The sequence below is a fragment of the Paenibacillus sp. FSL R5-0810 genome (assembly GCF_038002285.1).
GTDB classification, from domain to species: Bacteria; Bacillota; Bacilli; order Paenibacillales; family Paenibacillaceae; genus Paenibacillus_AQ; species Paenibacillus_AQ lactis.
Map to the genome: position 1 here is coordinate 5,654,825 of NZ_JBBOCF010000001.1, position 13,009 is coordinate 5,667,833.

Here is a 13,009-nt window from a genome sequence, read left to right on the forward strand (position 1 = left end):
CTTGCCTTTCCCGGACGATTGATTTAAGATGTAGGGGAAACAACAATAGATCCGGTGTAACTGGCGACGAAGTGGATGAAACCACGGTGGAGCACCGGAGTATACGGCCGGTCGCCTGGGCAAAGAGCATTGGAGCACTACGTGTGCGCCGACTGCTCTTTTTTCGTCTTTTGCGGGATATTTGGGTTATAATGAAACAAGCTAATCACGCGAAAGCGAACATATGAGGGGGTTTCATCGATGAAAATTGCACTAGGCACGGATCATGCGGGCATTCGCCTGAAAGAGGAGATCATGGAGGTTATTCGCAGCCTTGGACATGAGGTGGAGGATCTCGGCTGCGGCTGCTCCGATTCCGTCGACTATCCGGACTATGCGCTGCCGGTATGCGAGAAGGTCGTGTCCGGCGAAGCCGATCGCGGCATTCTGATCTGCGGAACCGGCATCGGCATGAGCATCGCGGCGAACAAGGTGCCGGGAATCCGGTGCGCCCTGACGCATGATGTGTTCTCGGCCAAAGCGACTCGCGAGCATAACGACAGCAATGTGATCGCGCTCGGCGAACGCGTAGTCGGCCCTGGTCTTGCTGCGGAAATCGTCAGCACCTGGCTGACAACCGAGTTCAGTCACGGCGAGCGTCATGTCGGCCGCGTCAACAAGATCAAGGCGATCGAGGAACGCTACCTAAAGAACGGATAGGACGTTTCTTTCCGAAAAGGTGTTGGGGCTGCATTCAGAGAGTTCCCTTCATGTGAGGGACTTAGGGCATGAAGCGACGTAGAGACTATTAAGGGAGGACTGTGGCATGAGCGATGCTTCCAACATTTCCTTAAACGGGCAGACCGCCCGCATCGTCCGCGAGCTCGCCGAGACGGCGAAGCTTGGACCGGGCAAGGTGCTGGTCGTCGGCGCGAGCACGAGCGAGGTTGCGGGCAAGCGGATCGGGACAGGCGGCGCGCTGGAGACGGCGCAGCAGTTGCTTGAAGGCATTGCCGAGGTTCAGGCGGAGTACGGATTCTCGCTGGCCTTCCAATGCTGCGAGCATCTGAACCGAGCGCTGGTCGTTGAGCGCGAGCTGCTCGAGCGGCTTGGCTTGACGGAAGTGGCGGCTGTGCCGATTCCCGGAGCCGGCGGCTCCATGGCAGCCAGCGCCTACCGCAGCATGAAGCAGCCTTGCCTGGCGGAATCCATTCAGGCGCATGCGGGTATCGACATCGGCGAGACGCTGATCGGCATGCATCTGCGCAGCGTGGCGGTTCCCTTTAGGCCGAGTGAGCGGTATATCGGCGAGGCTCGGGTTACGGCCGCCTATACCCGGCCGAAGCTGATCGGCGGAGAGCGGGCCGTTTATCGCCAGGTGCCGGATGCGGATTCCGGATCATGCAATTGATTCGATTGGAACGGCTTGGACATCCTGTTTTGCTTGTTTGTAGGGAGCAACAGCGATTGTAGAAACATTTCACGTACTGCCCCACATCCCATTTGGTAGTTGGCCCTGTGTAATACGGAAACAGAATATTTATAGTAAGATTTTGGATCATAGGAGGATATAAAAATGATGGAACATTTGCGTAAGAACGATCCTGCTGTACTTGAAGCGATGGAGCTGGAGCTGAAGCGCCAGCGCAGCAATATCGAACTGATTGCATCGGAGAATATTGTCAGCGAAGCGGTCATGGAAGCGATGGGCACCGTCCTCACCAATAAATATGCGGAAGGCTACCCTGGCAAACGCTACTACGGCGGATGCGAGCGTGTCGACATTGTCGAGGATATCGCTCGTGACCGTGCGAAGGAACTGTTTGGAGCCGATCATGCCAACGTGCAGCCGCACTCCGGCGCGCAGGCGAATATGGCGGTATACCTTGCAGCGCTCAAGCCTGGCGATACCGTACTTGGCATGAACCTTGCCCATGGCGGTCACCTGACGCACGGAAGCCCGGTCAATGCCTCCGGTCTGCTGTACAATTTCGTGGCTTACGGCGTTCAAGAGGACACGTTCCTCATTGATTATGATGAAGTCCGCAAAGCGGCGTTCAAGCATCGCCCTCGTCTGATCGTTGCCGGTGCCAGCGCCTATCCGCGCATCATTGATTTCGAGAAGCTGGCCGCGATCGCGAGTGATGTCGGCGCGCTGTTTATGGTCGATATGGCTCATATCGCAGGTCTTGTTGCGGCTGGTCTTCACCCGAATCCGGTTCCGCACGCGCATTTCGTGACCACAACGACGCATAAGACGCTCCGCGGGCCGCGCGGCGGCATGATTCTGTGCAAAAAAGCTTGGGCGCAAGCGATCGACAAGGCCGTATTCCCGGGATCGCAGGGCGGACCGCTGATGCATGTCATCGCATCGAAGGCTGTTGCTCTTGGCGAAGCGCTGGATCCGTCCTTCAAGACCTATGCTCAAAATGTCGTGAACAATGCGAAGGTACTGGCCGACACGCTGATTGAGGAAGGCCTGAACATCGTTTCCGGCGGAACGGATAACCATTTGATGCTGGTGGATACGCGCAATCTGGATATCACCGGCAAGGATGCGGAGAAGGTGCTGGATTCGATCGGCATCACCGTCAACAAAAATGCGATTCCGTTCGACCCGACCAGCCCGTTCGTTACCAGCGGCATTCGGATCGGTACGCCGGCGGTTACGTCGCGCGGCATGGATGAGCAGGCCATGGTGACCATCGCGAAGATCATCGCGATGACGCTGAAGGCTCCGAAGGATGAGGCGACGCTCGAGAAAGCAGGCCGTATGGTTGCCGAGCTGACGGATCAGTATCCGCTGTATCCGGACCTCAAGTACTAATCGGGATCGACGGGGTGGGTATTCCTCAGGGTTATGAACCTGCAGGAATACCCTTTTTTTGCATATGGAGGGTTTCGGCTGCGAGAGGCAGGTCGTTTGAATCCTGGAAGGAGCATCTTTGTTGGAAAAAATGGGAACCGTATATAGGGTGGGTGGCGAGGAGCTTTAACGTGCCCTTCGAGTCGAAAGAAACATGACCTATGCGGGTGTCAAATGGCCGGAGGGAATGATATAATAGACAGGATTTATGGAGCTTACCATATTATACGCCCATATTGAAAACATATTTGTATCCAACCGGAGGGACCTGACATGGGAAAATTGGTGATTTGTGATCACCCGTTGATTCAACACAAACTAACATTTATTCGCGATATGCGGACTAACACAAAAGACTTTCGCGAGCTTGTAGATGAGGTCGCGACATTAATGGCTTATGAAATCACGCGGGAGGTTCCGCTTGAAACGATTTCCGTCCAAACCCCGGTCGCCGAAACCGAAGGCAAGGTTATCTCGGGCCGCATGCTCGGGCTGGTGCCGATTCTCCGTGCCGGTTTAGGCATGCTGGACGGGGTGGTCAAGCTTCTGCCGGCAGCAAAGGTCGGGCACGTCGGCTTGTTCCGTGATCCGGAAACGCTGCAGCCCGTGGAATACTACACGAAGCTGCCGACTGATGTGACCGAAAGAGAATTGATCGTAATCGACCCGATGCTCGCCACAGGGGGCTCCGCGATTGCTGCGATCGACGTCTTGAAGAAGCGGGGCTGCACCCAGATTAAAATGATGAATCTCGTAGCCGCGCCGGAAGGCGTTAAGGCGGTCCAGGAAGCGCACCCGGATGTGGACATCTATGTTGCTGCATTGGACGAGGGTCTCAACGACCATGGATACATCGTACCTGGTTTAGGCGATGCGGGAGACCGGCTCTACGGGACGAAATAATAGAATCCGCTGACTGTCCGCTAACCGGCTTGCCTGACTAGGGAGGCCGGCGGGATCGGAAGCAAGGATGATAAGGAGAGGTAATATCAGCCATGTCTAAAGTGAAAGTGATGACCATATTCGGGGTGCGCCCTGAAGCGATCAAGATGGCGCCGCTCATTTTGGAGCTGCAGCGACACCCAGAGCATATTGAATCCGTGGTGTGCGTTACGGCCCAGCACCGACAGATGCTGGATCAGGTGCTTGAGGTGTTCAAGATTGTTCCGGACTATGACCTGGACGTCATGAAGGAACGCCAGACATTAAATGAAATCACCGTTCGCGTTCTGGAAGGTCTTGAGCCGGTGCTGCGCGAGGCTAAGCCGGATATCGTGCTCGTGCACGGCGACACACTGACGACGTTCCTGGCGAGCTATGCGGCCTTCCTGCAGCAGATCCAGGTCGGCCACGTCGAAGCCGGCCTTCGGACATGGAACAAGCTGTCTCCGTATCCGGAGGAGATGAATCGGCAGCTGACCGGCGTATTGGCGGATGTCCATTTCGCGCCGACCGAATGGTCCGCGGACAATCTCCGCAGAGAGAACAAGCCGGAGTCGCGCATTTATGTAACGGGCAATACGGCTACGGACGTATTCCAATATACGGTGCGTGACGACTATACGCATCCGGTGCTGGATTGGGCCGAGGGCAAGCGACTGATCCTGATGACGGCGCACCGCCGGGAATCCCACGGGGAGCCGCATCGTCAAATTTTCGAGGCTGTGAAGCGCATTGCCAATGAGTTCGAGGATATTGCGATCGTCTATCCGGTTCACCCGAGTCCTGCGGTGAAGGAGCCGGCTCACCGGATTCTGGGCGACCATCCGCGCATCAAGCTGATTGATCCGCTGGATGTGGTGGATATGAACAATTTCTACCCGCATACGCACCTCATCATTACCGATTCCGGCGGCATGCAGGAGGAGGCGCCTTCCTTCGGCGTACCGACGCTGGTGCTCCGGGATACGACCGAGCGTCCGGAGGGCATTGAGGCCGGAACGCTGGAGCTGGTAGGGACGGAAGAAGAGCAGGTATATAGTCGGATTAAGGCTCTTCTGACAGATGATGCGCTGTATGAGAAGATGAGCAAGGCGGCGAATCCATATGGCGATGGACAAGCTTCCCAGCGGATTGTCAATGCGATTTTGCACCATTTTGGCATCCTCAAAGAACGCCCCGAAGAATTTCACAGAATGTTCACAAAGGCATAGTTTGCCGCATTCTGAATCGCAAGGGGACAGCATACAGTTGAACTGTACGGTTACCGCGGCGTTTTGCGCAGTTTAGGGAGCCCAAAACGCCCGATTTTACACGGAAAATCAAAAAATCGATTCATTGACAAAGTCTTGTCATATTCAGTAAAATGAGTTGGGATTAGAGGTTTATATGAAAAATCCGAATAGTCAAGACAACCCTTGGTTGATAGCGCTGTATATCAGCGGGGCCGGTGGATTACTGGCCGTGTATATCGTAATCGGTTTTTTGACAGGCAAGTGGCTGGCCGAATGGCTGGACGGGCCCAGATACTGGTTGGCGATTGGAACCGTTTTAGGGCTCTTTATAGGGATTTTGAATATTGCTCTTCTCATTAAAAAGTTTCTGGGGGCACAAAGTGAATGATCTGACTTCCATTGTGAACGCTGTATTTAGAGTATCATTGCTCTTATTGTCTGCCTTGTTTCTGGGATGGGCTCTTTACCCGGAATATCGCCCCGTCATCGTGGGGATGATCATGGGCATGGCGGCGGGATTGTTTAATGTTCGCTTCCTTTCCATGAAAGTGCAGCAGCTGGCACAATTGGCTGTCAATCCTGAACCGAAGAGATACAACTTCGGCTTCATCACGAGACTATGCATCGGCTTTCTGATCGTCGTCTTCGCGGCGAAGCTCGAACAGGTGTCGCTCGGCGGCGCTATCGCCGGTCTGTTCATCCCCCAATTGTTGACCATTCCTGTCAGCATTGTATTCAGTTTGAGAAACAATCATTGATCAGCGCTAACTTGGAAAGGGGTGAAAATAATTCTATGCATGAATCACCGATTATTGATTTAGGTGGATTCCGTTTGGATCTATCCGCTGTCATGATGCTGCTGGTTACAGGGATCATTGTCTTTGTGCTTGTGCGTCTGGCTGTTCGGAATCTATCTGTCGAAAACCCTTCCAAACTGCAGAACTTCATGGAATGGGTAGTGGAATTTGTGCAGGGTGTCGTAGCAAGCGCTATGGATCTGAAGAAGGGGAAGGCGTACATATCGCTGGGCCTGACTCTGATTCTATTCATCTTCGTAGCGAACCTGCTCGGCTTGCCGTTCTCGGTTATCACCGACTTGCCGGCAGATTTCAAAGTCTTCGGTAAGACAATTGAGGCTACGGTTGGTCTCGAGCCGGGACACTACGCTCACGTCTTGTGGTGGAAATCACCAACAGCGGACATTTCCGTTACTGCGGGGCTGGCGCTTGTCGTATTTGTGCTCATGAACTACCTGGGCCTGAAGCTGAACCGCAAGCATTACCTGAAGCACTATATCGAACCATTCCCGATCTTCCTGCCGCTTAACATCATTGAGAACCTGGCGAAGCCAATCGCTCTGGCGATCCGGCTATATGCGAACATTTTCGCAGGGGAAGTTCTGATCACGGTCATTCTGAAAACTGGATTCTTCGGTATTCCGTTCATGGCCGCATGGCAAGGCTTCAGTATCTTCATCGGAGCACTGCAAGCGTTTATCTTTACAATCTTAACCATGGTGTACATTTCGCAAACAACGATTCATGAAGAGCATTGATTCACTCGGACGAATCCGCCGTGACAGCGGTGTTTTTCGAAAGAGATATATTTATAGCACTACCACTCTATTATGAACCAATTTTAAGGAGGATATTTAACAATGGAATTTTTGGCAGCAGCTATTGCAGTAGGTCTTGGCGCTCTTGGCGCAGGTTTGGGTAACGGTATGATCGTAAGCAGAACAGTTGAGTCTATCGCTCGTCAGCCGGAAGCACGCGGTCAATTGCAAACGACGATGTTTATCGGTGTTGGTATCGTCGAGGTTATTCCTTTGGCGGCTACCGTAATCGCGTTCTTGATCATGTTTTCTTAATAACAATACAACGGTTTGGCGGGGAGGGCCGATGCCATCCGCGCCTTCGTTTTGTTAGGCACCGCACTTCGTGTTGATGGAAAGGAGTGACCTCAATGAACATTCTATGGGAAAATATCGTAATCACGATCATTTCGTTTATTGTTCTTTATTTTTTGCTTCAAAAATTTGCATTCAGCAAATTGTTCGGCATCATGGAGCAGCGTCGTGAGCTGGTTATGAGCCAGATGAACGAAGCGGCACAGACCCGCCAGCAGGCGGCTGCTTACGTAGAAGAGCAGAAGAAGGCACTGGAGCAAGCGCGTCAAGACGCTCACGATATTATCGAGCGTTCCAGACAAACGAGCAACAAGCAGGCTGAGCAAATTCTGGAGCAAGCCAAGGAAGAGGCGGTTCGTCTCAAATCCGAAGCGGTCCGGGATATCGAGAACGAGAAGAAGAAGGCAGTCGAAGAGCTCCGCAGCGAGCTGGGCAGCGTTTCCGTCAAGATTGCATCCAAGCTGATTGAACGGGAAGTTAAGAATGATAAAGCACAGGAAGAACTGGTTGACCAATACCTTAAAGAGGTAGGAGGCAGACCATGAGCCAAAATACAGTAGCAGCCAAGCGGTATGCGCGGGCGCTGTTCGACGTGGCGGCTCAGCAGCAGAAGGGTCTGGAAGTGGAAGCGGAATTGCGCGCCGTCGTATCGGCGATCGAAGGAGACGCGGACATTCAGAAGTTCATCTCCACGCCGAATATTCCGCTGTCCGTAAAAATGGACGTTTTGAAAAGGGCGTTAGCAGGAAAGGTTTCGCAGCCTGTGCTGAATACCATCGAGCTGCTTCTTGAAAGAGGGCGTACGGAAATGTTTGCCGAGCTTCTGAACAGTTACGTGAAGATTCAGGGTGCCAGCCTGGGAATGGCGGATGCCACAGTCTATTCTACCTACCCGCTTAGCGATCAGGAAAAAGAACAAGTAGCCACGGAATTCGGACAGCTGGCTCAGCAGAATATCCGGGTGACCAATGTGGTAGACGAAAGCCTGCTCGGCGGCTTGAAAGTCGTGATCGGCGACAAGCTGTATGACGGAAGCCTTGCCGGCAAGCTGGAGCGTCTCGAAAAGTCTTTTAATAGACGAGCATAGTAGATAGGGGTGAAAACGTTGAGTATCAGACCTGAAGAAATTAGTACTTTAATTAAAAGTCAAATCGAAGAATACAAATCCGATATCACGGTCTCCGAAGTAGGTACGGTTATTCAAGTTAGTGACGGTATTGCTCGCGTATATGGCCTGGAGAATGCAATGTCCGGGGAGCTGCTCGAGTTCCAAAACGGCGTATCCGGTCTTGCACTCAACCTCGAGGAGAGCAACGTCGGTGTCGTTATCCTTGGACCTTACTCCGAGATCAAGGAAGGCGATCAGGTTAAGCGTACAGGACGGATCATGGAGGTTCCTGTCGGTGAAGCGCTGCTTGGACGCGTTGTAAACCCGCTCGGCCAGCCGCTTGACGGCAAAGGACCGATTGAAGCTGCAGCGTTCCGTCCGGTAGAAAGCAACGCGCCGGGCGTTATCGACCGGAAATCGGTACATGAACCGCTTCAAACCGGTATTAAAGCGATTGACGCGATGGTACCGATCGGCCGCGGACAGCGCGAGCTGATCATCGGTGACCGTCAAACAGGTAAAACAACCGTTGCGATCGATACGATCCTGAACCAAAAAGGCAGCGGCGTTAAATGTATTTACGTTGCGATCGGTCAAAAGCAATCGACCGTTGCACAGGTTGTGGAAACGCTCCGCCGCCACGGCGCGCTGGAATACACGATTATCGTGACCGCTTCCGCATCCGAGCCTGCTCCGCTGCAGTATATCGCTCCTTATGCGGGCTGCGCGATGGGCGAATATTTCATGTTCAAAGGCGAGCATGCCCTTATCATCTATGATGACTTGTCGAAACAAGCAGCAGCTTATCGTGAGCTGTCCTTGCTTCTCCGTCGTCCTCCGGGCCGCGAAGCGTATCCGGGTGACGTATTCTATCTGCACTCCCGCTTGCTGGAGCGCGCTGCGAAGCTGAACGACGAGCTCGGAGGCGGTTCTTTGACCGCACTGCCGTTCATCGAGACGCAGGCTTCCGACGTATCCGCATATATCCCAACCAACGTGATTTCGATCACCGACGGACAGATCTTCCTGGAGTCCGACCTGTTCTATGCGGGTCAGCGTCCGGCGATCAACGTAGGTATCTCCGTATCCCGGGTTGGTAGCTCCGCACAAATTAAAGCGATGAAGAAGGTTGCGGGCGGTATGAAACTCGACCTTGCCCAATACCGTGAGCTTCAAGCGTTCTCCCAGTTCGGATCCGATCTGGACAAATCGACGCTCGCTCGTCTGAACCGCGGTTCCAAGCTGATGGAAATCCTGAAGCAGGGCGTCAACCAGCCGCTGTCCGTTGAGCAGCAGGTTGTCAGCCTGTACACCGCTGTTAAAGGATATCTGGATGACATCGAAGTAGCGGATGTCCGCCGTTTCGAGAAGGAATTCCTGGCGTTTATCGAGAGCAACAAGCCGGAAATCCTGAAGTCCATCACGGATACAAAAGACCTGACAGCAGACAACGAGAACGCGCTGAAAGCAGCCATCGATCAATTCAAGAAGGGCTTTGCCGCTTCGGTTTAAAGCGAGTTCAAAAAGTCGGATTTTCAGCGCCGCGGCTTATCCTTCCGAAGTGCGTTTTTTCAAAACGCTTTAGGTTGGATGAAGATAGGGACGTCAGGAGCGGAGCGTACGTTTTGGGTACGTGAGCACCTAAAATGTTTCCGAAGGAAACATGCTTCGGAAGCAGCTACCTAGGCCCGGCTGAATTCAAGATTCGATGCCGAGTTACTTCTTGATTCACTTCGTGATCAAAAGACGACGGCATAAGGAGGGGAACCGGGCGGCAATGTCCGGTATCCTCTTTCATCATATGGAATGTAACTTTGGCTAAAGCCAAAGCGAGCTGGATTAACAAGCAACTTTGGTTTCAGCCAAAGTTAAGTTTACGCTTACGAAGTAACTTTGGCTCCGCCAAAGTTAGGTCTACGCTTACGAAGTTAGCTTTGGCATCGCCGAAGCTAGGTTTATGCTTACGAAGTAACTTTGGCTCCGCCAAAGTTAAGCTTATGCTTTCGAAGTTAGCTTTGGCTTCGCCAAAGCTTGGCTCATGCTTACGAAGTAACTTTGGCTCCGCCAAAGTTTTGAGGTGGTGAAATCATGGCAAGAGGATTACGTGATATTAAACGGCAAATCAAGAGTATCCAAAACACGAAGCAGATCACCAAAGCGATGGAGATGGTTGCCGCCGCCAAGCTCAGAAGAGCCCAGGAGAAAGCAACCGCTGCACTTCCATACTCGGATAAGCTGAAAGAAGTGGTTGGCAGCATTGCCGCCGGCACCCAAGGAATCAGCCACCCGATGCTGGAGAAACGCGAGGTGAAGAAGACCGGTTACCTCGTTATTACGTCCGACCGCGGTCTTGCCGGTGCGTCGAACTCCAACATTTTGCGTAAAGTGTCTAATTTCATTGCGGAACGTCACCAATCCAAGGACGAATACTGCATTTTCGTCATCGGACGCAAAGGTCGCGACTACTTCCGCCGCAGAGAAATGCCGGTTGTGGAAGAGCTGACCGAATTGTCGGACAGCCCGACCTTCGGCGATATCAAGGCGATTGCGAATGCGGCTGTCGGCCAATACGAGAACGGCAAGATCGATGAGCTGTTCGTATGCTATAACCGCTTCGTTAATGCGTTGACGCAGGATCCGCAGGTCGATCAGCTTCTCCCGATGGAGAACATCGGCGGCGGCGTCTCGGTAGCGAGCTATGAATACGAGCCTTCACCGGAGCGCGTGCTTGAAGTGCTTCTTCCGAAATACGCCGAAACCCTCATTTTCAGCGCGATGTTAAATGCCAAAGCAAGTGAGCTTGGCGCGAAAATGACGGCAATGGGTGCGGCTACGAAGAATGCAAGCAAGCTGATCTCGGAGCTTACCCTGACGTACAACCGTGCCCGCCAGGCAGCGATTACGCAGGAAATCTCGGAGATTGTCGCTGGTGCAAACGCGCAGCAGTAATATCATTGATATTTTATCGGAATCTATCGATCATGAAATATGCGGTTTAAGAAGAGCACTTGCCATAGTGAGTGTGTAGGAGGGAAAATCAAACAATGAAAAAAGGACGCGTTGTCAGCATTCAAGGCGCTGTTGTTGACATTGAATTCGAACGCGGTCATCTTCCCGAGATCTTTAACGCCATCAAAATTGAAGGCGCATTGGAAGGCGGCCGTTCTATAAACCTGACTCTGGAAGTAGCTAACCATCTGGGCGACAATCTGGTACGTTGTATCGCAATGTCCTCCACAGACGGACTGGTACGCGGAATCGAAGCAGTCGACCTGGGTGCTCCGATCACGGTACCTGTTGGTGCCCCAACGCTTGGCCGTGTATTTAACGTACTTGGCGAGCCTATCGACAATGCGGGAGACGTTGTTTCCGAAGTTAACAATCCAATCCACCGCGAAGCTCCTGCTTACGACGAGCTTTCGACGCAAGCGGAGATGCTGGAAACCGGTATTAAAGTTATCGACCTGCTGGCTCCATACCAAAAGGGTGGTAAAATCGGTCTGTTCGGTGGTGCGGGTGTAGGTAAAACGGTTGCCATCCAGGAACTGATCAACAACATCGCGCAGGAGCACGGCGGTATCTCCGTATTCGCAGGTGTTGGTGAACGTACCCGTGAAGGTAACGACCTGTATCATGAAATGAGCGATTCCGGCGTTATCAGCAAAACTGCCATGGTATTCGGACAGATGAACGAGCCGCCGGGCGCACGTCTTCGCGTAGCCTTGACCGGTCTGACGATGGCGGAATATTTCCGTGATCAAGAAGGTAAGGACGTGCTTCTGTTTATCGATAACATCTTCCGCTTCACGCAAGCGGGTTCCGAAGTATCCGCCCTCCTTGGACGGATGCCGTCCGCGGTAGGTTACCAGCCAACGCTGGCAACCGAAATGGGACGTCTGCAAGAGCGGATCACATCAACGAAAAAAGGATCGGTAACGTCCATCCAGGCGATTTACGTACCTGCGGATGACTACACGGACCCGGCTCCTGCAACAACGTTTGCTCACTTGGATGCTACGACAAACCTGGAGCGTAAGATCTCCGAGATGGGTATCTATCCAGCGGTAGATCCGCTCGCTTCCAGCTCCCGGATTCTGACTCCGGAAGTCGTAGGCGAAGAGCATTACAATGTCGCTCAAGGCGTTAAGCAAATTCTTGCCCGCTACAACGAGCTTCAAGATATCATTGCCATCCTCGGTATGGATGAGCTGAGCGAGGAAGACAAGGCGATCGTTGCTCGTGCACGTCGCGTTCAGCGCTTCCTGTCCCAGCCATTCCACGTTGCGGAGCAGTTCAACGGCATGCCGGGTAAATACGTGCCGGTTAAAGAAACGATTCGCAGCTTCAAAGAAATTCTGGAAGGCAAGCACGATCACCTTCCTGAAGCTGCCTTCCTGTTCGTAGGCACGATTGAAGAGGCAGTTGAAAAAGCGAAAACACTGTAAGCCGGACACCTTCGCGGGTGTATCTGACCATATCGGGCTGCAGCCATGCAGCCTGGTATGCGAGTGATTCGCGGATAACGGTGAGGAGGGATGGAAGTGAGCACCTTTTTGTTGGAAATCGTAACACCGGACCGCGTCGTTTATTCCGAGCAAGTGAACAGTGTTACGGTGCGCGGGGTGGAAGGGGAGCTGGGCATTTTGCCTGGGCATATTCCTTTCGTGACGCCTCTTCAGATAGCTCCTGTCTATGTGAAGATCGGTAATGAACGCACCCCGTTTGCGGTACAAGGCGGGTTCGTCGAAGTCCGCAAAGATAAGGTTGTCATTCTGGCTGAAAGCGCCGAGCGAGCGAACGAAATCGATCGGGAGCGTGCAGAAGCCGCGAAAGAGCGCGCGCAAGCCCGCTTGAACGCGAAAGGAAGACAGGACGAAATCGACCATCGCCGTGCAGAGCTCGCTCTGCAAAGAGCGATGAACCGGATTAAGGTAACCCAAGGTTAATCGTACAGACAGCTTGGCTGCAATGCT

15 protein-coding genes and 1 riboswitch are annotated in these 13,009 nt (G+C 53.0%); all 15 genes read left to right on the top strand.

Features of this window, described 5'->3' with window-relative positions; all coding sequences use genetic code 11:
- The first annotated feature begins 46 nt into the window (after positions 1 to 46).
- Positions 47 to 128, top strand: a riboswitch (ZMP/ZTP riboswitch).
- A 112-nt stretch (positions 129 to 240) separates the two neighbouring features.
- The 15 genes from rpiB to MKX76_RS25090 all read left to right on the top strand — a co-directional run bounded on the left by rpiB (position 241) and on the right by MKX76_RS25090 (position 12,982).
- Positions 241 to 699, top strand: coding sequence for a ribose 5-phosphate isomerase B (gene rpiB, locus MKX76_RS25020; protein WP_213615933.1), 459 nt, complete (start codon positions 241 to 243; stop codon positions 697 to 699).
- 106 nt (positions 700 to 805) lie between these two features.
- On the top strand, positions 806 to 1,390 hold the full coding sequence (locus MKX76_RS25025; RefSeq protein ID WP_251535772.1) for a TIGR01440 family protein: 585 nt from the start codon (positions 806 to 808) through the stop codon (positions 1,388 to 1,390).
- A 165-nt stretch (positions 1,391 to 1,555) separates the two neighbouring features.
- The gene (gene glyA / locus MKX76_RS25030) at positions 1,556 to 2,806 is read left to right on the top strand and encodes a serine hydroxymethyltransferase (RefSeq protein WP_007128786.1); all 1,251 of its coding nucleotides are present in this window, start codon (positions 1,556 to 1,558) and stop codon (positions 2,804 to 2,806) included.
- 312 nt (positions 2,807 to 3,118) lie between these two features.
- The gene (upp, locus tag MKX76_RS25035; protein WP_007128785.1) at positions 3,119 to 3,748 is read left to right on the top strand and encodes a uracil phosphoribosyltransferase; all 630 of its coding nucleotides are present in this window, start codon (positions 3,119 to 3,121) and stop codon (positions 3,746 to 3,748) included.
- A gap of 92 nt (positions 3,749 to 3,840) precedes the next feature.
- The gene (gene wecB / locus MKX76_RS25040; RefSeq protein WP_007128784.1) at positions 3,841 to 4,998 is read left to right on the top strand and encodes a non-hydrolyzing UDP-N-acetylglucosamine 2-epimerase; all 1,158 of its coding nucleotides are present in this window, start codon (positions 3,841 to 3,843) and stop codon (positions 4,996 to 4,998) included.
- Positions 4,999 to 5,173: 175 nt separating this feature from the next.
- Positions 5,174 to 5,407 (top strand): AtpZ/AtpI family protein, encoded by a 234-nt coding sequence (locus tag MKX76_RS25045; protein ID WP_007128783.1) that lies wholly within the window; start codon positions 5,174 to 5,176, stop codon positions 5,405 to 5,407.
- Positions 5,400 to 5,777: an ATP synthase subunit I gene (locus tag MKX76_RS25050; RefSeq protein WP_007128782.1), complete on the top strand. Its 378-nt coding sequence runs from the start codon at positions 5,400 to 5,402 to the stop codon at positions 5,775 to 5,777. The genes MKX76_RS25045 and MKX76_RS25050 overlap by 8 nt, the downstream gene beginning before the upstream one ends.
- 35 nt (positions 5,778 to 5,812) lie before the next feature.
- Positions 5,813 to 6,574, top strand: a complete 762-nt coding sequence (atpB, locus tag MKX76_RS25055) for a F0F1 ATP synthase subunit A (RefSeq protein WP_007128781.1) — start codon at positions 5,813 to 5,815, stop codon at positions 6,572 to 6,574.
- 102 nt (positions 6,575 to 6,676) lie between these two features.
- Positions 6,677 to 6,889, top strand: a complete 213-nt coding sequence (gene atpE / locus MKX76_RS25060; protein ID WP_007128780.1) for a F0F1 ATP synthase subunit C — start codon at positions 6,677 to 6,679, stop codon at positions 6,887 to 6,889.
- 95 nt (positions 6,890 to 6,984) lie between these two features.
- Complete coding sequence (gene atpF, locus MKX76_RS25065; protein ID WP_007128779.1) at positions 6,985 to 7,473, top strand: F0F1 ATP synthase subunit B; 489 nt, start codon at positions 6,985 to 6,987, stop codon at positions 7,471 to 7,473.
- A complete protein-coding gene (locus MKX76_RS25070) occupies positions 7,470 to 8,015 on the top strand; it encodes a F0F1 ATP synthase subunit delta (RefSeq protein WP_007128778.1) in 546 nt (181 codons plus the stop codon). The genes atpF and MKX76_RS25070 overlap by 4 nt, the downstream gene beginning before the upstream one ends.
- Before the next feature lie 18 nt (positions 8,016 to 8,033).
- Complete coding sequence (atpA, locus tag MKX76_RS25075; protein WP_007128777.1) at positions 8,034 to 9,548, top strand: F0F1 ATP synthase subunit alpha; 1,515 nt, start codon at positions 8,034 to 8,036, stop codon at positions 9,546 to 9,548.
- Positions 9,549 to 10,124: 576 nt separating this feature from the next.
- On the top strand, positions 10,125 to 10,985 hold the full coding sequence (gene atpG, locus MKX76_RS25080) for an ATP synthase F1 subunit gamma (protein WP_007128776.1): 861 nt from the start codon (positions 10,125 to 10,127) through the stop codon (positions 10,983 to 10,985).
- A 95-nt stretch (positions 10,986 to 11,080) separates the two neighbouring features.
- On the top strand, positions 11,081 to 12,481 hold the full coding sequence (gene atpD / locus MKX76_RS25085; RefSeq protein ID WP_007128775.1) for a F0F1 ATP synthase subunit beta: 1,401 nt from the start codon (positions 11,081 to 11,083) through the stop codon (positions 12,479 to 12,481).
- Positions 12,482 to 12,577: 96 nt separating this feature from the next.
- Entirely contained in the window at positions 12,578 to 12,982 is a 405-nt protein-coding gene (locus MKX76_RS25090; RefSeq protein WP_007128774.1) for a F0F1 ATP synthase subunit epsilon, read from the top strand.
- Positions 12,983 to 13,009 lie beyond the last annotated feature (27 nt).

Coding starts and splice junctions, on each gene's coding strand:
- wecB (WP_007128784.1), top strand. CDS start 3,841: ATGTCTAAAGTGAAAGTGATGACCATATTCGGGGTGCGCCCTGAAGCG.
- glyA (WP_007128786.1), top strand. CDS start 1,556: ATGATGGAACATTTGCGTAAGAACGATCCTGCTGTACTTGAAGCGATG.
- MKX76_RS25025 (WP_251535772.1), top strand. CDS start 806: ATGAGCGATGCTTCCAACATTTCCTTAAACGGGCAGACCGCCCGCATC.
- atpD (WP_007128775.1), top strand. CDS start 11,081: ATGAAAAAAGGACGCGTTGTCAGCATTCAAGGCGCTGTTGTTGACATT.
- atpG (WP_007128776.1), top strand. CDS start 10,125: ATGGCAAGAGGATTACGTGATATTAAACGGCAAATCAAGAGTATCCAA.
- atpE (WP_007128780.1), top strand. CDS start 6,677: ATGGAATTTTTGGCAGCAGCTATTGCAGTAGGTCTTGGCGCTCTTGGC.
- MKX76_RS25045 (WP_007128783.1), top strand. CDS start 5,174: ATGAAAAATCCGAATAGTCAAGACAACCCTTGGTTGATAGCGCTGTAT.
- atpF (WP_007128779.1), top strand. CDS start 6,985: ATGAACATTCTATGGGAAAATATCGTAATCACGATCATTTCGTTTATT.
- MKX76_RS25070 (WP_007128778.1), top strand. CDS start 7,470: ATGAGCCAAAATACAGTAGCAGCCAAGCGGTATGCGCGGGCGCTGTTC.
- rpiB (WP_213615933.1), top strand. CDS start 241: ATGAAAATTGCACTAGGCACGGATCATGCGGGCATTCGCCTGAAAGAG.
- upp (WP_007128785.1), top strand. CDS start 3,119: ATGGGAAAATTGGTGATTTGTGATCACCCGTTGATTCAACACAAACTA.
- atpB (WP_007128781.1), top strand. CDS start 5,813: ATGCATGAATCACCGATTATTGATTTAGGTGGATTCCGTTTGGATCTA.